Source organism: Limnothrix sp. FACHB-881 (assembly GCF_014698135.1).
GTDB lineage: Bacteria > Cyanobacteriota > Cyanobacteriia > CACIAM-69d > CACIAM-69d > CACIAM-69d.
Window position 1 is genome coordinate 113,785 of sequence record NZ_JACJSN010000011.1, and the last position, 18,048, is coordinate 131,832.

Annotated in this window: 16 protein-coding genes; 5 read left to right on the top strand and 11 right to left on the bottom strand. The window is 56.0% G+C overall.

Going from position 1 to position 18,048, the window contains the following annotated elements; translation table 11 throughout:
• Positions 1 to 148 precede the first annotated feature (148 nt).
• The 3 genes from H6G52_RS11900 to secD form a co-directional block, all read right to left on the bottom strand.
• Complete coding sequence (locus tag H6G52_RS11900; RefSeq protein WP_190528501.1) at positions 149 to 430, bottom strand: hypothetical protein; 282 nt, start codon at positions 428 to 430, stop codon at positions 149 to 151.
• Between the two features lie 192 nt (positions 431 to 622).
• Entirely contained in the window at positions 623 to 1,618 is a 996-nt protein-coding gene (secF, locus tag H6G52_RS11905; RefSeq protein WP_190355137.1) for a protein translocase subunit SecF, read from the bottom strand.
• A gap of 48 nt (positions 1,619 to 1,666) precedes the next feature.
• Positions 1,667 to 3,085: a protein translocase subunit SecD gene (secD, locus tag H6G52_RS11910; protein ID WP_190528506.1), complete on the bottom strand. Its 1,419-nt coding sequence runs from the start codon at positions 3,083 to 3,085 to the stop codon at positions 1,667 to 1,669.
• A 428-nt stretch (positions 3,086 to 3,513) separates the two neighbouring features.
• Between secD and H6G52_RS11915 the strand changes: the two genes are divergently transcribed.
• From H6G52_RS11915 to H6G52_RS11925, 3 genes are all read left to right on the top strand, one after another.
• Entirely contained in the window at positions 3,514 to 4,653 is a 1,140-nt protein-coding gene (locus H6G52_RS11915) for a GUN4 domain-containing protein (protein WP_190528508.1), read from the top strand.
• Complete coding sequence (locus tag H6G52_RS11920; protein ID WP_190528510.1) at positions 4,650 to 6,338, top strand: glycosyltransferase family 39 protein; 1,689 nt, start codon at positions 4,650 to 4,652, stop codon at positions 6,336 to 6,338. The genes H6G52_RS11915 and H6G52_RS11920 overlap by 4 nt, the downstream gene beginning before the upstream one ends.
• A 586-nt stretch (positions 6,339 to 6,924) precedes the next feature.
• A complete protein-coding gene (locus tag H6G52_RS11925) occupies positions 6,925 to 7,455 on the top strand; it encodes a DUF4149 domain-containing protein (RefSeq protein WP_190355141.1) in 531 nt (176 codons plus the stop codon).
• A 24-nt stretch (positions 7,456 to 7,479) separates the two neighbouring features.
• Here the strand turns inward: H6G52_RS11925 and H6G52_RS11930 are convergent, their stop codons facing one another.
• From H6G52_RS11930 to trpS, 3 genes are all read right to left on the bottom strand, one after another.
• Positions 7,480 to 7,788, bottom strand: coding sequence for a hypothetical protein (locus H6G52_RS11930; RefSeq protein WP_099533601.1), 309 nt, complete (start codon positions 7,786 to 7,788; stop codon positions 7,480 to 7,482).
• A 14-nt stretch (positions 7,789 to 7,802) separates the two neighbouring features.
• Positions 7,803 to 8,459: an SDR family oxidoreductase gene (locus tag H6G52_RS11935; RefSeq protein ID WP_190355142.1), complete on the bottom strand. Its 657-nt coding sequence runs from the start codon at positions 8,457 to 8,459 to the stop codon at positions 7,803 to 7,805.
• A gap of 78 nt (positions 8,460 to 8,537) precedes the next feature.
• Positions 8,538 to 9,557, bottom strand: a complete 1,020-nt coding sequence (gene trpS, locus H6G52_RS11940; RefSeq protein ID WP_190528530.1) for a tryptophan--tRNA ligase — start codon at positions 9,555 to 9,557, stop codon at positions 8,538 to 8,540.
• A gap of 278 nt (positions 9,558 to 9,835) precedes the next feature.
• Between trpS and H6G52_RS11945 the strand changes: the two genes are divergently transcribed.
• Positions 9,836 to 10,249, top strand: a complete 414-nt coding sequence (locus H6G52_RS11945) for a hypothetical protein (protein ID WP_190528532.1) — start codon at positions 9,836 to 9,838, stop codon at positions 10,247 to 10,249.
• Here the strand turns inward: H6G52_RS11945 and H6G52_RS11950 are convergent.
• The 4 genes from H6G52_RS11950 to H6G52_RS11965 form a co-directional block, all read right to left on the bottom strand.
• Positions 10,246 to 12,345, bottom strand: a complete 2,100-nt coding sequence (locus tag H6G52_RS11950) for an FAD-dependent thymidylate synthase (protein WP_190528542.1) — start codon at positions 12,343 to 12,345, stop codon at positions 10,246 to 10,248. The two genes, H6G52_RS11945 and H6G52_RS11950, sit on opposite strands and share 4 nt — an antisense overlap.
• A gap of 69 nt (positions 12,346 to 12,414) precedes the next feature.
• Positions 12,415 to 12,996 (bottom strand): dCTP deaminase, encoded by a 582-nt coding sequence (gene dcd / locus H6G52_RS11955; protein ID WP_190528545.1) that lies wholly within the window; start codon positions 12,994 to 12,996, stop codon positions 12,415 to 12,417.
• Between the two features lie 151 nt (positions 12,997 to 13,147).
• Positions 13,148 to 13,678 (bottom strand): cob(I)yrinic acid a,c-diamide adenosyltransferase, encoded by a 531-nt coding sequence (locus tag H6G52_RS11960; RefSeq protein WP_190528547.1) that lies wholly within the window; start codon positions 13,676 to 13,678, stop codon positions 13,148 to 13,150.
• A 138-nt stretch (positions 13,679 to 13,816) separates the two neighbouring features.
• Positions 13,817 to 15,880: a Calx-beta domain-containing protein gene (locus tag H6G52_RS11965; protein WP_190528548.1), complete on the bottom strand. Its 2,064-nt coding sequence runs from the start codon at positions 15,878 to 15,880 to the stop codon at positions 13,817 to 13,819.
• 216 nt (positions 15,881 to 16,096) lie between these two features.
• Between H6G52_RS11965 and ilvC the strand changes: the two genes are divergently transcribed.
• Positions 16,097 to 17,089, top strand: a complete 993-nt coding sequence (ilvC, locus tag H6G52_RS11970) for a ketol-acid reductoisomerase (protein ID WP_099533592.1) — start codon at positions 16,097 to 16,099, stop codon at positions 17,087 to 17,089.
• A gap of 388 nt (positions 17,090 to 17,477) precedes the next feature.
• Here ilvC and H6G52_RS11975 read toward each other — a convergent pair whose 3' ends face one another.
• Complete coding sequence (locus tag H6G52_RS11975) at positions 17,478 to 17,927, bottom strand: secondary thiamine-phosphate synthase enzyme YjbQ (RefSeq protein ID WP_190528553.1); 450 nt, start codon at positions 17,925 to 17,927, stop codon at positions 17,478 to 17,480.
• Positions 17,928 to 18,048 lie beyond the last annotated feature (121 nt).

The window sequence follows — 18,048 nt, forward strand, 5'->3', positions numbered from 1 at the left end:
TGCTTAAACCCGATTAGCAAGAGGAGCGATCGCTCACTGCAATTCACTCTTTATTATTATCAACTTTTCTCGACAGTCAACTTGCGATCGCGGTTCTGAAAATGCCTAGGTCTGGGGGTTGGTTAAAGCGTTTACGCCTGTGACCCATTTAGGGTTTATGCGGGTGATCGGGCTGCTGATCACAGAAATAATGGCGACCGTAATCGATCAGCGTGGTGACGGTCAGCCCCAGGCAAACGGACAGGCCAAAAACCGGCCAGCGGTTGAAAAAAATGGCATAGCGCACCGCAGCCCAGGTGAAATAGGTGCGCCAGAGGTCAAACTCTTCGCGCATTGCCCAGAGACTAGCTAGGCCGATCGTGCCCCAACAGAGGACGAGCAGCAACCAGCGCGATCGACTGGGCAAGCGAGAGGAAGAAGGAGCAGGCACGCTTGGGCAAGGGGCGAGGAAGAAAAGACAAACGGCCGATCAAGAAGTCTTTGGGGTCGAGCAAGAAACTGGCATTGGGGCAATCAGCAACAGCAAAGTTGCAGAAGCTCAGAAAACCCGTTCAGTAGCCCTGTTCAGCCAACCAATTTAGCCAACCGATTCAGCCAACCGATTCAGCAAAGAAGGGAATGGCTAAATAGAGTCTTGGAGCTTGGTTTCGGTTTCCGTGGCAGGTTTGGGGGGCACATAGCCTGGGCGCGATCGCCACCAGGCTAGCAGGGTACTGGCGATGAAAATACTGGAGTAAGCCCCAGAGATGAACCCAATGATCAGGGCTAGCGAAAAGTCCCGCAGGGTGGAACCCCCAAACAGGAAGATCGCCACAACCGAAAGCAAGGTGCTGGCGGTGGTGTTGAGCGATCGGGTCAGGGTTTGATTCACCGCATCGTTCACCACTGTGTCGATCGGGGCGGTGGGATTTTGGGCAATGTTCTCCCGCACCCGATCGTAAATCACCACAGTGTCATTCACGGAAAAGCCAATGATCGTCAGCAGGGCCACGATAAACAGCGTGTCAATTTCCGTGCCGCCAAACCAGCCCATGGCCGCAAATGCCCCGACCGTAATCAACACATCGTGGATTAGGGCCACCACCGCAAAAATAGCGTAGTCCCACTGGAAGCGAAAACGCAGATAGATCACAATGCCCAGCAGGGACAGCAACACAGCCATCACCCCGGAGTTCAGCACCTGCTGCCCCAGCACGGGCCCCACCGTGTCAATCAGCGTTCCTTGGGCATCAAACTTGCCCAATTTGGCTTCCAGGGCGGTCACCAAGGCCGTGCGCTTCTCGGCCGCTAAATCCTGCGATCGAATGGCGATGATATGTCGGTCTTGGGCCTTGGAGTCCACATCCAACAACTGAACAGCCGCGCCGCCCAAATCCTGTTCGTTCAGCACGGCCCGCACATCGGCCAGCTCCACAGGTTTTTGGCATTGGGGTTGGGCCCCGGTGGCTGGGCAGTCCAGTTGCAGTTGCAGGCGAGTTCCCCCCACAAAGTCCAGTCCCAACTTCAGGGGCGTGCCAAAGGTGACCATGCAACCAATCACGGCGATCGCCCCGGCAACGGTCAAAGCCAGGGACAGCGACCACCACAGCCGACTTTTTTCAATAATCTTCAGGTTCATCGCGCTTGCTGATTCAGGAGGGCAGGTGGAAGGGGGCGAAGGGGGGCGCTAGTTGCCCGAGCCAGCCGTTTTCAGATTGGCGGCCTTTAGACCGGGGCAATACCACTCAGGACGGCGCAGGGAAGGAATACTGAGGGCCACAAACAACAGAGTGCGGCTACAGGTGAGGGCGGTGAACATGCTCAACAACACCCCGATCGCCAGGGTGAGGGCAAACCCTTTGACCAAACCTGTGCCCAGCCAAAACAGCACCACACAGGCAATCAGGGTGGTGACGTTACCATCCAAAATGCTGGAAAACGCCCGATAGAAACCGGATTCGACCGATCGATAAAGACTCTTGCCCGCTTGCAATTCCTCGCGGGTGCGCTCAAAGATCAGCACGTTGGCATCCACCGCCATCCCGATGCTGAGAATGAAACCCGCAATCCCTGGTAACGAGAGGGTGACAGGCACTAACGCGAAGACTGCAAAGTTCAACAGGGCATAGATGATCAGGGCCAGGTCTGCCACCACGCCGGGCAGGCGATAGTAGATGGCCATAAAGATCAGCACCAACACCAAGCCACCCACACCGGCCCAAATGCTGCTTTCTACGCTGTCGCGACCCAAAGTTGCGCCTACGGTGCGGGTTTCCACCAACTTCACGGGCAGGGGCAAGGCTCCACCCTTCAGTTGAATCACCAACTCTTGGGAGGAGTCGGCGGTGAAGTTACCGCGAATTTCGGTGCTGCCGCCGGTAATTCCTAATTGGGCATATTCCGGCCCCACCACGGGTGCGGTTAACAAGTCCCGATCGAGAAAAATACCCAGGCCGCGACCCGTGCCCGCCAGTTTTTTGGTCAGTTCCGCATAGCGATCGGCGGCATCGGCTGAAAAGCGAATAATCACGACCCAAGAGTTACCCAAGCCCCCGTCCGGGGCGGCTCCCGCTTCCCGGAGATCTTGGCCCGTGAGCACCGCTTTTTCAAACAGTTGGCTAATGGCTTCCTGGCTCCGTTCGATCGCCCGCTGATTTTCGTCGATCGCGGCCTTGTCTCCTGCCTGAATCAGCGCGGCCCGTTTCGCCTTCAGCTCGTCGTAAACTTGCCGTTCCGCTTGGTATTGGGCCTCGGTTCCCGGTTTTTGCTCCCGAAACTCCAGCCGCGCCGTGTTGCCCAAAACTCGCTCCGCCTGTTCCGGGTCGCTGACCCCCGGCAGTTGCACCACCAGCTTGTCGTTGCCGGACGTTTGCACCAGGGCTTCGGAAACCCCCAGCTCATTAATCCGGTTATCAATAACTTTGCGGACGGCCGAGAGATCTTCGGGCGTGACCTGGGGAATTTCCGGCGTGGTCATGACCTGGAGTGTCAGTTGGGAGCCACCGCGTAGGTCAAGCCCCAACTGCACGGGCAGGTTAACAATCACGGCGATCGCCGCGATCGTCAGCACCACAATGAAACCAAGGGTAAATTTTTGGCGTTGCATAGGCCTCAGGATTGCGCGTCGCCGATCGGCTGAACCAACGACCCCCGAAACGGGCCGGATGTCGCAACGAACATACTACACCGCAACCCCGACCGCCGAAGCGAGTGATCTCGGCTGTAACCCTTGAACTGTTTATAAACCTTCGGCGCTGGATTGGTACTGAACTGAATTGGTACTGAGTTGGCGCTGCATTGATTCTGAACGGCGTTGCCATCAATCTGCGATCCCAACGGTTGATTAACCCCAGCAGTTCAGGCAACGGCCCACAGGGTTCATCAACAGGGGTTCATCAACACGCTGAGCGCCAGGGAATAGGAACCAGAAAATCAGGCAAAATAACCCACAGACAAACGCCGATCGCCCCCGATGGTTGCAAAATCTTGCATAACTGGAGCGATCGCCCGGGGTTGAGCAACGCAGGAGAATGCATGGCTGAGTTATCCACCTGCCTGGACTGTGGCGGAGCAGTGCCCTTGGGGGCGGCGGCCTGTCCCCATTGCGGGGCGATCGACTATTTGGGATTGCCCTGTGCGGTTTGTCAGCAGCCGATCGCCCCCTCGGCGGTGGTTTATTTACCCCAGTTACAGCGCTTCTTTCATGAAGACTGCTTGGCTCAGGTGCAATTAGCCCCGCGCCCCTGTGGCAGTTGTGGAGCCTTGGCCCTGGATGCGTCCTTGGAACATTGCCCCAACTGTGGTGCACCTCTGGATCACCAGGCCTGTAAATTTTGTGGCCATGCCTTTGCACCAGAGCTGACCGGCTGTGAGGATTGGATCCACAACGTTGAACGAGATGGCCTGCTCATTTACGAAGATATTGCCCGCCGAGGCGAAGCCCATCGGATTTGTGCGGAAGCAAGGGGCGGGTTTGCCCGCCAAGATTTGTATCAGGATTTGTTTGAAGCATTGAAAGTGGGAGATTGGCGATCAGCCGATCGGGAAACCGATCGGCTAGTGCGTTACTTTGCCGCCCAATGCTCCTTTCTGGAATTACCCACGGCGGAACTGCAACAGATTGATGAGCTGTGGGTGACCTACAGTCGCGGGCAATTTGGCTGGAGCATTCAAGCGGCCCTGTGGACAGAATTGGGCGGGCAGCCGGGAGAGTGGGATTCAGAGGTTTATGAGCAGTTGGCGGACTATGTGGGCTGGCAAGTGACCCTGTTTGATCCTGATGCGGTGGCCCAGGATGACTGGCAACGGCTGGCCCTTTGGTGGCAACGGTTTCGGGGCACTGCGCCCGATCGGGTGGTGGAACTGATTCCTTACGATTCCCTCATTTTTGACCTGTCGGCTCCGGTGGGTCATTTGCCCTACCCCGGTGCGGAGACGGGGCGCAACTTTGCAGCGGGGCGATCGCGCCAAGACTCCTGGGATGTGCCCTATTTGGCGCTCCACTGGCCCCCGGCTGATTGGTCGGCCATTGAGGAGGATCGGTTCATGGATGATGACCCAGAGGATTCGTTGAGATTGCCGGCGGATGATGTTCCCGATGATGCCCCTGATGATTTCGATGATTTGCCAGATGCCGCCGCTGAAATTGCCCGCGATCGGGACGTGAAGCCATGAGCAGCTCCCCGAAGCGATCGAGCCGATTTGGGAATTTAGGCGGTTTTTGGTGTGGCAGATTTGGGCTGGGCCGATCGGGTTGGGTGATTGGGTTCGTCTTGGTGGTGGCGGTGCTGTTGCGGTTTTCGGCCCTCGATCGCGCGGTTTACTGGTACGACGAAACCATCACCTCCGTGCGCATTGCGGGCTACACCAAGGAGCAAGTGGAGGACTTTTTCCAGCCCCAGGGGCGGCCCGTCGTCCCCGCTGATTTAGTTCCCTTGCAGCGATCGGGCGATCGTCCTTGGCTGGCGACGCTCCAAAGCCTGGCTATTGAAACCCCCGACCAAGTACCGCTCTATTACCTGTTGCTGCGGGGCTGGACGCATTTGGCAGGGGACTCGGTAGCGACGATTCGGGCCTTTTCTGCCCTGGTGAGCCTGCTGGTGTTTCCGGCTTTGGTTCTGTTTGGGCAGGCTTGGCTAGCCGACTGGCCCAGGGCGCGATCGGTGATTGGTTTGGCGATCGGTCTGGTGGCCGTTTCCCCGATCCAAGTGGTCTATGCCCGCGAAGCCCGAGGCTACAGCTTGGCGGTGGTGTTGTTTTTGTTGGCCAGTTGGGCCCTGTTGCGTGTTCTGCGGTTCGATCGCTTGGGCAAACCCACCCGATCGGCCTGGATGACCTACGGAGTCTTGGTGGCCTGCAATTTCTATGGCCATTTGCCCTTGGCCCTCGGGATTGCTGCCCAAGGAGCCTACGTGGCCCTGCGAGGATGGCTGGAGCGATCGCACCGGGGTTGGAATGCCTTGCGCCATAACCTTTTGGCCTGGGGTGGTTCCCTGTTGGGGGCATTGGTGCTGTTCAGTCCCTGGCTGGTTTGTTGGCTGACCTATCGCAAACCCATGGGTTGGATCGATCGAGAACTGACTTGGGGAACCTTGGTGCAGCGTTGGGGCCTAAATTTCAGCGCGATCGCCCTGGATTGGCAAGCCTGTTTCGATCGGCCCCTGTTTGACATCACCCAGGAAACCGACCCGATCGCCCTGTCCTGGCATTGGCTCCCGATCGGGTTGTTGCTGGCGATGGTTGCACTCAGCATCCGGCGCTTGCTGCGGGTCACGCCGCCGGACATTTGGCTGTTTCCCCTACTGACTGGCGCGATCGCCCTGCCCTTTGCCCTGTTGGATGCGGTGGATGGCGGCCAGCGATCGACCATTGCCCGCTACTTCCTTCCGGCCTACTTGGCCCTCACTTGGTTGCTGGCCTTTGGTCTCAGCGAAGCTTGGGCGAACCAACGGCGGCGGCCTTGGGCTGTGGGAGCAATTGCCCTGTTGTGGGTGGTGGGGCTGTGGTCTAGTAGCCAAGGCGTGATGGCCCCCACTTGGTGGAACAAATACAGCAGTTACGACGATCCGGCGATCGCCCAACGGGTGAGTGAACTTCAGCCACCTGTGGTGATCAGCGGCAATGCTCTGCGGTTGCTTGCCCTGGCCCGTCGCCTGCCGTCCCAAGCTCAACTGATTTACCTAGAGGAGCCAGATTTGACCTTTCCCGAGACCATTCAACGGGCGATCGCCTATCGGCCCAAAACAGAATGGCTCGATCGGCTCAAAACCAATCCCCGCTACCAAATCCAGGCGATCGAACCCTTTAACAACACTTGGGTCATTCAAGCGCTCGATCAATCACCCCCCAAAACGCCCTAGCACCGATCGATCGGCCGATCGTCAACACTGGAACCTGGCTCATTCTGAAACCTGGACCATGAGCAACGGCTATTGAGCAAAAGCTTTTGCGGTTTTCTGTGCGAATCTTGCATCTTTTTTGACACTGATCTTGACATTTATCCAAGATTCTTCATGAATTTTCCTTAATATCAACTAACACTGAAGACCAATCCAAAATCAACTCCAAAACCAACTCAAAAATCAACATCGCAATCAATAGACTTCTTTCACGAATCAGTGAAAAGCCCCCATTCTTAACCCCCTCTCTCAAAATCGGCCGATCAGCGATTTTTTTGTAGTCTTGTAGGTTGGGTTGAGGTACGAAACCCAACAACAGTCAAGTTTGTAGCGATCGCGTTGGGTTTCGCAAAGCTCAACCCAACCTACCGAAGAACTACCGAAGAACTTCATTTTTTCGATCAGACCATGATCCTCAATTTTCTAGATTCTTCAGCAATCGCCGGTATTACGGTTCATGTGCAAATCATGAATAAACCCAACAAAGGCTACCGCTGATCTCGGAAGTTTCCTAGGCTAGAAATTGGAATTTAGGAGGCGATCGAGCATGAGTTCTGAATTTAAAACCAGTCTCAGCCACGCTCTCGGTCTGGGGCAATCGGCTTGGAAAATGACCGTTGAGATCGCCCTCTTGTTGTGGGTTGGGGCCACCTTGGCGATCGACCTGGCGGCCATGCCGGCCCTCTACATGGGCGGCATGATGGAGCGGCCCGACTTTGCGCCCGTGGGTTGGTTACTGCTCAATGGGTTCAACCACGTGGGGCTGTTGGTGGCCGGGGTAGTGATGGCCGGTGCGCTGGCCTTGGGATATCGCCACGAAGTGAGCCGCCTCAGCGAGCGGTGGGTGGTGGCGATCGCGGCGGTGCTGATGGCCATTATGTTGATGCAAACCTATTGGCTCGCGCCGACCATGGCGGGACTAGGGGCTTCCCTGTCTTGGGCTAGCACTGCTCCCTCGGTTCCGGCGGCCATGACCCTTTGGCATGGGGGCTACTTTGGGCTGGAAACCCTAAAGCTGCTGTTGAGTGGCAGCCTGTTGGGGTTATGTGTGCGAGGGGCGGTGGTGCGCCAATCCTAATGGTTGTTGTGTGTCAGCTTGGGGCTAATTCCCTGGCGTGATCGGGGCGCTGGGGGTGGGTACGCCAATCAGACCAAACTTTTGGAAGGCAATCACCACCCCTACGGAGATGACCGCCCCGATCGCCAGACCGGCCAAAAGCAAGATCAAGAAAGTGCGCTGCATCAATTTTTTGGTGCGCGCATCCACGCTTTGGGGAGCCACTAGCCCAGTGCCGTAGCGATCGCCCCCGGGTTCTCCGGTGGGAGATCCAGGCAGTGAACCGGGCAGTGAACCGGGCAGCGACGACCCAGAACCCCCCAAGGGATTGGGATTGGATGAGTTAGGAAACATCGATCGAACCGCGCTTAAACGCTGGCAAAAAGGGCTGACCAAGGCTGCACGGGGGCATCATCCCGCGCCACGATTTCCACAATTTTGTTGCGGGCCGCCGGTTCCCACAAGGCTTCGACACAAACCTTGGCCACCTGCGATCGGGGAATCGATCCCTCAAAGAGCGTATCGGCAGTGCTCATCACCACAGGGGTGTCCCGATCTTCGTTTTTCAGGCCGCCGGGCCGCACGATCGTGTAGGTCAGTCCGCTGTTTTGCAAGTAGCGCTCACCCTGTTGTTTCCAAAACAGAATCAACCAAAACAAATTCAGCGGGTGGAGCAGCTTGGACACACAAAGGGAAGAGACCAGCACCAACTGCTCAATGCCCGCCGCCTTGGCTGCATCGGTTAAGTTCTTGGTTCCCAGATAATCCACCTGCAAGGGCCCCGTTGGATCCAAGCTGGGCCTGGCTCCGGCAGCGCTCAAAACCACTGTGCAACCGGCTAAGGCAGAGTCGATCGAGCGGCGATCGAGTAAATTGCCCTGCACCACTTCCACCGAATCCGGCAAAATCGCGCGAGCGGTGGCCAAATCGCGCACCACGGCCCGCACAGGCACTTGGCGATCGACCAAGGCTTGCACAATTCGCCGGCCCGTTTCGCCGGTTGCACCAAACACCACGGCTTTCATCGCTGTTTCCGTCTCCCTTGTCCAGTTGGTTATGGTCTCTGATCGCCCGTCAGCGGGTGATTAACCCTCGAATCGGCCCTAAAGCGGTCGCGAATAGCCCAAAGCATCCTTCACCCGAAGCAGGGTGGCATGGGCCACGGCGGCCGCCTTTTCGCGACCATCCCGCAACACAGATTCCAGATAGCCCCGATCGCCCATCACCTCGTTATATTTTTGCTGAATTGGCTCCAGCGCCGCGATCGTCGTTTCCGTCAGCAGGGGCTTGAACTGTCCCCAACCCATGTCGGCACATTCCGCCGCCACTTCCTCGCGGGATTTGCCGGACAAAATTTGATAGAGACCCAACAGGTTGTGGCATTCGGGGCGATCGGGGTTATTAAACTCCAAACCGCGCTGGGGGTCAGTTTTGCAGCGCTTAATTTTCTTGGCGATCGTGTCGGGGCTGTCCAACAGCTCAATCCGGCTCATCTCCGTCGGATCCGACTTCGACATCTTCTTCGTCCCGTCCGTCAGGCTCATCACGCGGGCCCCTTCCTTGCGGATGGCGGGTTCAGGCACTTTCAGAATCGGCCGCTCCTCGCTGCCGTATTGATGATTCACCCGAATCGCCACATCGCGGGTTAATTCCAAGTGCTGCTTCTGGTCTTCGCCCACCGGCACCAAATCCGCGTCATAAAGCAAAATATCCGCCGCCATCAACACCGGATAGTCCAGCAGACCCACACTGACATTTTCGCCTTGCTTCAGGGCTTTTTCCTTGAACTGAATCATCCGCTCCAGCCAATTCAGGGGCGTGACGCAATTCAGCAACCAAGCCAATTCGCTGTGGGCGCTCACGTGGGATTGGATAAAGATTGTGGAGCAACTGAGGTCAATTCCACAGGCCAAGTAGAGGGCGGCAATCTTGAAGCTGTCTGCGGCCAACACCGCCGGATTGTGGGGAACGGTGATGGCGTGCAAATCCACCACACAGAAGAAATTGTCGTACTGGTGCTGATCGACGACCCAATTACGGATTGCGCCCAAATAGTTGCCGAGGTGGATGCTGCCGGTGGGTTGTACGCCGGAGAGAACTCGTTTTTTGCTGGTTTGGCTCATGGGTTGCAAAGGGGGCCGATCGGGTGGAGCAGTTTTCTAGGTTGGGCGGCGACGAGGGAAACGATCGATGGCTCTTGTTCGTCTAGCAATTCCAACGGGGGAACTGCTGGCGTTTCTTGCCACCGCTTAGGAATCCTAGCGCGGCAGTTCGCCGGATTCAATCTGGATGACGATCGGGTTGGATAGCGATCTGGGTGCAGGCTGGGGCAATAACTTGGCTACAATCCGAGAAATTTTGCCTGAACTGTTGAGCTTGATTAGTGAAGAGGGCGATCGCGATGGGGCGGGTTATGGTCTGGGGATGGCGTTTGAGCGGCGGGGCGATCGGAGTCTTGTTGGGCGTGGGGTTAGGAACACTGGGGGCGATCGCCCAGCCAGCAGCCCCCAGTGGCTCTTCGGGCAGCAGCCCCAAGCCCTCTTTTTTTGAAGAGTCCCGGCGGCCGGCCCGCACCGGCTTTTCCGAAACCTTTGTGATTGATGCTCTGGATGGGATGGCGGATCCTCTGGGTGGGCGCGGTGCAACCGGTAGCGGCACACCCAGCACCGTGAGCGAGGGAGCCAATCGCCCCCGCAGCAACACCCCTAGCGCCACACCGAACAATCCCAGCTCTCCAGTACCGCCCGGGCTGCCCCCTGGGTTCGATCGCACCACCGTGATTATCATTCGGCCAACCGTCAATAATCAGCGCTAGGGCGACAACCGCGCCTTACCCAACCGATTGGTTTCATACCAATCGGCCAAGGCCGGCATCCAATTTTTGAAATGCACCATCAACAAGTCGCACAGCTTTTGAATTTCCAACTGTGCGTCAGCTTTGGCTCGCAAATCGAGAATGTGCATGAGCGATCGGGCATTGCAACTCATCACGAAATGCTGGCGCACATCGAAGGGAATCAACCCGCGAGCGTGCTCTTCGGACAGGCCTTCCTCAATCCGTTGCTTATAGCGCTTGCAAGCTTCTAAGCACCAATCCAAATCCGCTTGCCGTTGCTCAGGCGAATAAAAATACTTTTTCCCTTGGCGATCGGCGTAGTAACCAACCGGCCGCAGGTAGAAAATTTCCTCAAGCGATCGAGTGCCATTCAAAACATCCAAAATTCGCATTCCCGAATATCGGAAGGAATTGTGAACCACGAGTCCGTTAGCCACAAAGTTGTGCCAATCTCCACTCACCTCCAAGTCATAGGTCATCTGGACTCCCAAGTATTCCACCGCAATCACCCGCACAGGATGAGCTTGCAACTTCCGACTGGGTGGCTTGGGTTTTTCTAGCCAGCAGCTTGGATCAGCCATGACTAACCCTTGCTGGTGAAAACGTTCAGCAAAGGCTTTTTCTTGATGATTGTGGTGAATTGTTTGATGACAGTCGCAACAGAGCGTCACTAAATTGTCAAATTCATAAGCCAGCCCAGGGTTCGCAAAAACTGGCACTAAATGGTGGGCATGGAGTTCCCCGCCGCGTACACCACAGTTTTGGCAAGTGTAATCAAATTTTTGATGTACTTGGGGGGCGATTTGTCTTGTCCAAGCTGCATTCATCGTGCGTTCCGAAGAAACCCCGCCGCGCCAAAAATTAGATTCCGAACCCCGGCGAGTGAATTGACAGCTCAGGGCGCGTCGAGCTTGACGGGAATCGTCTGATAAATGCAGGCTATAGCCCCCTCGATTTTTGTTCCAGGGTGTTGCCTGGCCAGCGGGGCGTTTGTTGAGAGTTAACCCGTAGTGATACACCCATTTTTTAATTGCAGAGACGGAACAACCCGCCAGGACAGCCATTTCATCCGCATAGGATCCGGCTGCAATCTGGTCTTTTAACCACTGAATATCCCTATGTACGGGACAATCCTGATTCTTAAATTTGGGTTGTTCACCTGCGCGTCGTCCAGGGTGGCTTTTGGGCAAGGTCAAACCATAGCGCTCTGACCAAATGCGAATGGTTTTAGAGCTGCAACGGGCCAGGCGAGCGATTTCCGGTGCGGTTTTCCCCTGCTGAATTTGATACGTTAACCAGGCTTGGTTTTGGTAAGTGGGTATTTCCGCAGAAACAGCAATCCCGTTGCATATGACAAAGCGATCGCGCTCAATCCGTAGAACCTCACCTTGTTCGTCCACGACTAGCCCAACAGCTTCTGCCATTGTTTTCCAGCCCTGATCTGTGAACAAACGATGGTTCGTGGTGCAGTCCAATGTCTTTCCATTTTCGAGTGTCACTCGATAAACGGGTTGCAGACCACTGCACATCACGTCTTGAATATGACCCGTTTCAAAAAAGCCGGTTTCTTCATTGAGCACCCGCAATCGCATTTTTTGCAGGCGTTTTCGACAACTTCGTCGATAAGTTCCTGGTGGTTCACCATGGCGACCTCGAATTTGGCGCTCTCGGATAGACCGTTCGCCATTTGTCCAGAGGTCATGAAGTTCAGCGATCGTTCTTTTGTGTTTTTGACTAGTTTCACCTTCACAGTTAACAAAGGTAATTTCTGTGCTGCCTGCTAGACATTGAACATCGAAGGAGATTCCTACTCGATGAGTCCGCAATTGTTGCATGGTTGAATGGGGGAAAAAGCCCACATTAAACACAATTTGCGGATGCTCGATCGGCCCAAAATGTCCCCGATTTCCCTGTAAAAGGTGCTTGATAATTAATTCACCCGCTCGGGCCTCGTCGGGGAATTGATCGCGCTCATCAACCACAAAGTTTTCCGAATAATCCTGGTGCATGGCTGCCCACACCAACTGCTGAGGATTGGGCATGGCGGAAAGCACTTCAACACGAAACAGATCCATGACGTTCGAGGGAAAGCGACAATGAGGGGCAGGAAAAGGGAGATGGATAACCGGCAAACTGGGTGCGAATTAGACTCGAGCAATCACGATCGACTCGGGTTGGTCTTGATATTTCCCCCGGCGGGTTTCATAGCTGACTTCGCAAGGATCCCCTTCCATAAAGAGCAATTGCACAATGCCTTCATTGGCATAGATCCGGCAATCGGCGCTCGATGCGTTGGAAATTTCCAGGGTCAAATGGCCGCGCCAGCCCGCCTCTGCTGGGGTCAAGTTGGCAATCAAACCGACACGGGCGTAGGTGCTTTTGCCGATGCAAAGGACGGTGATGGTGTCGGGAATTTGTAAATGCTCTAGGGCGACTCCGAGGCCGTAGGAGTGGGCCGGCAGGATGAAAAATTCACCGTTCTCATCGTGGTGTAGCTCGGCGGGATCCAGGTTGGCGGGGTTGAAGTTTTTGGGATCAACGACTGTGCCAGGAATGTGGCGAAAAATTTTGAATTCCTTGGGCGACAGGCGGATGTCATAGCCAAAACTGCTGCACCCATAGGAGATGACGGGATGCTGCTCGATGCGCCGTACAAGTTTTGGCTCGAAGGGGGAAATCATCCCTTGGCGGGCCATCTCGGTAATCCAGGCATCGTTCTTGAGCATGATCGTCAGCGAGTGAGGTAGGGCAGCAAGCCACCTTAGCATAAAGCAGCCTTGGGCTTGCTACCCCTGGCTGTGATGGCTTTCGGGGGCGGCGCAATCTAGGGCGCAGTCCCGATCGAGCAGACCAGCCCACACAAGCCAGAGTTAACGATCAAGAACGACGACTGCGACGCACTTCGGTGATTTGGTCAGCCGCATCCAACAGCGATTGAGGTACGTCGGGCCCAGTCAAAATCACGTCCAGGTGTTGCGGGCAGCGATCGAGCAAATCCAGCACTTCCTTGCAGTCGATCGCCCCCAGCCGAATTGCCAAGCTTAATTCATCCAACACGATTAGCTCGTATTGTGCCGATTGCACCCGATCGACCACCTGTTGCCAAAGATCACGAATGGCGGCGATTTCTTCGGGTGTGGGCTGGGTTTCATCCAAATTGCGCGAGAGGTCACAACGCAGCCAATCCAGCCGTTGCACCAAGGAGATCGGATGGTCGCTGCCCTGACGAATACCGCCCTTGAGGAATTGGGCCACTAACACCGACTGTCCCTGGCCGGCCACGCGCAGGGCCTGGGCCATTACATCTGTCAGAAACGTTCGCCGGGGCGCGGTAAACACCTGCACCAAACCATGAGCGAGGGAGTTGGACGATCGCGATAGGGTGGAAACCTCAAGTTGCGAGACCATAGCTGATGGGACACCCACAATATCTAGCGTGAAACAGAAAACCTTTTTCAGTCAAACACTAGATATGCGACCCGTCAATGTTGAAGCAAATCAAAATTTTTGCTGTTCAGCAGGCTACGAATTGCAGTGGCGAGCAGCCTAGCCGATCGCGATGTCGTCCAAAATCAGCTTGTCTGCTTGGCTGCCGAAGGTGACCGATCGGGCAATACCACTGAAGTTCACCACGAAGGGATCGCGGGTCAGGGCATAGGCTCCCACGGGTAAGTTGCTGTCGGCGGTCAGGGGCAGATCGATGATGGCCAAAATGTTTCCGGTGCCGTTGGGCCCATCGTAGAGGGTCACTTCATGGCGGCCATCCCCATCGGGATCCCGGCGCGGATCAAGGGCAAAGGGGGCCGCATAACGGAAACTAAGTCGATCGCGAAACCCGTTGGCCACGGTCATCACAATCGATCGCCCTTCTCCGTAGGTCATCACTTGGGCGGCAGTTCCGGCATTCAGCAGCGGATCGGTGAAGTTGCCGCTGCCACCCGCGTTGTAATCCAAAATTCCTAGGGCATTGCTGGAAAATTGAACGCCCGTGATTGGATCAGTGCCGATCGGCTGGAGATCGCGCACTTGCCCAAAGTTGACCTGGGCTGTGAATCGATCGTTATCGGCAATCTCCAACACGGCCGTATTTTGCCGCCCCAGCAAGGCCCCGCCCGTCGGGTTCACCAGGGCCAAATTCACCACTTCGGTGGTTTCCAACAGGGCATCATCCCCGATCGAGAATTGAATGGTTTTGGGTGTGGTGTCCCCGTCGGCAAAGCTCACCAGCGTACTGGCAGGAATGCCAAAATCAGCACCGGGAACCGCCGTGCCGCTGGTGGTGGAAATGAGGGCGGTGACGGGGCCGCTGCTGCCGTTGCTGCGGGTGACCGTCACCGAGGCGATCGCCTGGCCTTCCACCACGCTAAAAACCGGCTGGCTGAAGGATAAAGTCCCGGCGGGGCCGTCGTTGTCGATGATTTCCAAGCGGGCGGCGGGGCGTTCTCCGGTGCTGGCTCCGTTGGTCAGGTTCACCAGCCGCAAAATGGCGCTGCGGGTTCCGTCCTCCACAAAGTTGTCAATCAGAGGAACCCGGACAAATTGGGTGGTGCTGTCTCCGTCGGCAAACCGCACCACGGTGGGTTCCGGTGCGCCCAGGTCGCGGAAGACGATCGCGCTGTCATTGACAATATCGATCGTGGCGGTAATGTCGCCGTTGGTGCCCCCCGTGCGCGTGATGGCGATCAGGGCGGAGCCATCGCTTTCTTCAACGCTGTAGACGGAGCCGCTGAAATCTAATCGTCCCGGCGAAGCCGCTGAAGGCTGGTCATTGTCCTCAATCAAGAGGGTCGCCTGCGTGCGATCGCCCAGTTTGCTGCCCCCGGTTGGATCCGCCAAGGTGAGGCGCAGGGTTTCCGTTCCCTCCACCAGCAGGTCATCCACCAACGGCAACACCACCGAGACCGATCGCTCATCGGCCCCAAACTCCGCCACGATCGGCCCATCCAAGCGCAAATCTTGGCCCAAGATCGCCGTGCCATTGCTCACACCCACCGTGACCGTTTTGGTGGTGATTGGCGATTTCAGAAAGGGAAAACTGCGCTCAATGCGAATACTGGTGAACGGTGTGCCATCTTCCCGAATCTGAAAAGTGCTGTCGCTAAATTGCAGCACCTCCGCTTCCACGAATCGATCGCGCCCCAAGTCTGCCAACCGCACATTGGCCACCCGGGCCAGCAGATTGGTCGTGCCTTTCAGAAAAATCAGCACTTCGCCGGGGCTGTCGGTGGTGCTGGTGGCGATGGTGTCATTGGCGCGATCGCTAACCCGCACAATCTCCAAATCCTCGAACCGCAACCCCGGAGCCAGCCCAATTCGATCGCTCGTTGGATCAAAATCCTCAATCCGTTGCAGGGCCGCTGCTGTGCCGGTTCCGGCCTCAATCACAAAAATATCGCTGCCCGCCCCTCCTCGCAGGCGATTGTCCCCCTCGTTGCCGCCCAGAATGTCGGCTCCAGCACCGCCGATCAGGGTGTCGTTGCCCAGGCCGCCGTAGAGGATGTCATCGCCACTGGTTCCGGTTAGGGAGTCATTGCCCCCCTGCCCCAAAACCGCCTGGGCTTCCGTCAAATTCAGCCGATCATCCCCATCGGTCAGCACTAGCAACGCCATACCCAAACCTCTTTCAACGTTCCCTATAAATCGCTTGACGACCAATCCTCGATCGCGTTCCCCAAGGGCAACCTGAGCCAAATCAACGGTTCCCGTACCGTTTGACGTTTGGCCCACAGGCAACCTGAGCCGGGCCAACGGTTCCCGTGCCGTTTTGCGCTAGGATCGAACACTTGCAATGCCCCTTGCACGGCCCACGTCCGAAGGAGAAATCAAATGGCTCGGTTGTACTACGACAACGACGCAAACCTAGACCTGCTGAACGGCAAAACCGTCGCGATCGTCGGCTATGGCTCCCAGGGCCATGCCCACGCCCTTAACCTCAAAGATAGCGGCGTAAACGTCATTGTCGGCCTTTACGAAGGCAGCAAATCCACCGCCAAAGCGCGGGAAGCCGGTCTAGAAGTCGTGTCCGTGGCCGAAGCCGCCAAGCGTGCCGACTTCATCATGATTCTGCTGCCCGATGAAGTGCAAAAGACCGTTTACAGCAACGAAATTCTGCCGAACCTGAGCGCGGGCAAATTGTTGGCCTTCGCCCACGGCTTCAACATTCACTTTGGCCAAGTGGTTCCCCCCGCCGATGTGGACGTGGTGATGGTGGCTCCTAAGGGCCCCGGCCATCTGGTGCGCCGCACCTATGAGCAAGGCCAAGGCGTGCCTGCTCTGTTTGCGGTTTATCAAGACGCAACCGGCAAGGCCCGTGACCTGGCCATGGCCTACGCCAAGGGCATCGGTGGCACGCGCGGCGGCATCTTGGAAACCACCTTCCGCGAAGAAACGGAAACCGACCTGTTTGGTGAGCAAGCGGTGCTTTGCGGTGGCTTGAGCGCCCTGATCAAGGCAGGTTTTGAAACCCTGGTGGAAGCGGGTTATCAGCCCGAGTTGGCTTACTTCGAGTGCTTGCACGAAGTGAAGCTGATTGTGGACTTGGTGGTGGAAGGCGGTTTGGCCAAGATGCGCGACAGCATCTCCAACACGGCGGAATACGGTGATTACGTGACGGGCCCCCGCATCATCACTGACGAAACCAAGGATGAAATGCGTCGGGTGCTGAAGGATATCCAAGATGGAACCTTCGCCCGCAATTTCGTGTTGGAAAATCAGTCCGGTAAGGCTGGCTTCACGGCCATGCGTCGTCGGGAAGCAGAACACCCGATCGAGGAAGTCGGCAAGGATCTGCGGGCCATGTTTAGCTGGATGCAGAAATAGGATTCCCAGGAATTTCCTAGGGTGTCTTTAGCAAATTAATCATGCCTGAATCCAGGCTTATGAGTCTGGATGCGGCTTGAAAAGATAGCTTTCAAGGGAGTCGATCGGCTCCCTTTTTTGATCTGTATTTTTTCGATCTGTACTTTTTTGGGGACTGTATTTTTGTGGGTGGTGCGGTAGTGCCTGTGAAGTAATGATGCGAGCCTAGAAGTCATCATTCATAGCTCCAGTTCATGTCTGCTTATCCTCAATGCCAATCCGGCTACACGGTCAAAAAGGGTCGTATCCACAACGGCAAGCAACGCTTCAAAGGTAAAGCCTGTGGCTAATAGTTCAACGGGGGCAATTTCCCAAGTCAGAATGGGTTAGTCAACCGTTTAAGCACCCCTTAAATACCCCAAATTTGCAGAGACACGGAGCGCGATCGGGGGCCGTCTAACTCAAACAGCAACACCGATTGCCATTGCCCCAAACCCAGTGCCCCGTTCACTAGAGGAATCACCTGCGAGTTACTCAGGGCGATCGCCATCAGATGGGAATGGGCATTGATCGGCTCATCTTCCGGCACATCTCGCAAATGCAGATCGTTGTGGCGATAGGAACCCATGGGTGGAGCCAAAGTTTTTAGCCAAACTTTTAGATCCTGCAACAAGCGCACTTCATATTCATTCACCGCCAAGGCCGTGGTGGTGTGCAAAGAAGAGACCAAAATTTGACCATTTTGAGCACCGGTTTGGTGACAAAATTCAGTAACTTTTTCGCGAATTTCGGGGGTTAAATCATAGATTTCAATCCCTGAATCGGTGTTTCGTTTCAGGGTGTGGTGAACAATTTGCATGGAGCTAAGGGAACGATGGGCAGAGAATGAAAAAACAAATTATCAGGGGCAAATAGGATCGAGCAGGATCGAATAGGGCTGAAGTGATTTGAATTGGCTTGATTTGAATTAACTTGATTTG

Excerpts from the sequence above, each read along its gene's own strand:
- H6G52_RS11935 (WP_190355142.1), bottom strand. The coding sequence starts at position 8,459 with ATGAAAGCCGTGGTGTTTGGTGCAACCGGCGAAACGGGCCGGCGAATT.
- secD (WP_190528506.1), bottom strand. The coding sequence starts at position 3,085 with ATGCAACGCCAAAAATTTACCCTTGGTTTCATTGTGGTGCTGACGATC.
- H6G52_RS11945 (WP_190528532.1), top strand. The coding sequence starts at position 9,836 with ATGGGGCGGGTTATGGTCTGGGGATGGCGTTTGAGCGGCGGGGCGATC.
- secF (WP_190355137.1), bottom strand. The coding sequence starts at position 1,618 with ATGAACCTGAAGATTATTGAAAAAAGTCGGCTGTGGTGGTCGCTGTCC.
- H6G52_RS11965 (WP_190528548.1), bottom strand. The coding sequence starts at position 15,880 with ATGGCGTTGCTAGTGCTGACCGATGGGGATGATCGGCTGAATTTGACG.
- H6G52_RS11950 (WP_190528542.1), bottom strand. The coding sequence starts at position 12,345 with ATGGATCTGTTTCGTGTTGAAGTGCTTTCCGCCATGCCCAATCCTCAG.
- H6G52_RS11975 (WP_190528553.1), bottom strand. The coding sequence starts at position 17,927 with ATGCAAATTGTTCACCACACCCTGAAACGAAACACCGATTCAGGGATT.
- H6G52_RS11960 (WP_190528547.1), bottom strand. The coding sequence starts at position 13,678 with ATGGTCTCGCAACTTGAGGTTTCCACCCTATCGCGATCGTCCAACTCC.
- ilvC (WP_099533592.1), top strand. The coding sequence starts at position 16,097 with ATGGCTCGGTTGTACTACGACAACGACGCAAACCTAGACCTGCTGAAC.
- H6G52_RS11925 (WP_190355141.1), top strand. The coding sequence starts at position 6,925 with ATGAGTTCTGAATTTAAAACCAGTCTCAGCCACGCTCTCGGTCTGGGG.
- H6G52_RS11930 (WP_099533601.1), bottom strand. The coding sequence starts at position 7,788 with ATGTTTCCTAACTCATCCAATCCCAATCCCTTGGGGGGTTCTGGGTCG.
- dcd (WP_190528545.1), bottom strand. The coding sequence starts at position 12,996 with ATGCTCAAGAACGATGCCTGGATTACCGAGATGGCCCGCCAAGGGATG.
- trpS (WP_190528530.1), bottom strand. The coding sequence starts at position 9,557 with ATGAGCCAAACCAGCAAAAAACGAGTTCTCTCCGGCGTACAACCCACC.
- H6G52_RS11915 (WP_190528508.1), top strand. The coding sequence starts at position 3,514 with ATGGCTGAGTTATCCACCTGCCTGGACTGTGGCGGAGCAGTGCCCTTG.
- H6G52_RS11920 (WP_190528510.1), top strand. The coding sequence starts at position 4,650 with ATGAGCAGCTCCCCGAAGCGATCGAGCCGATTTGGGAATTTAGGCGGT.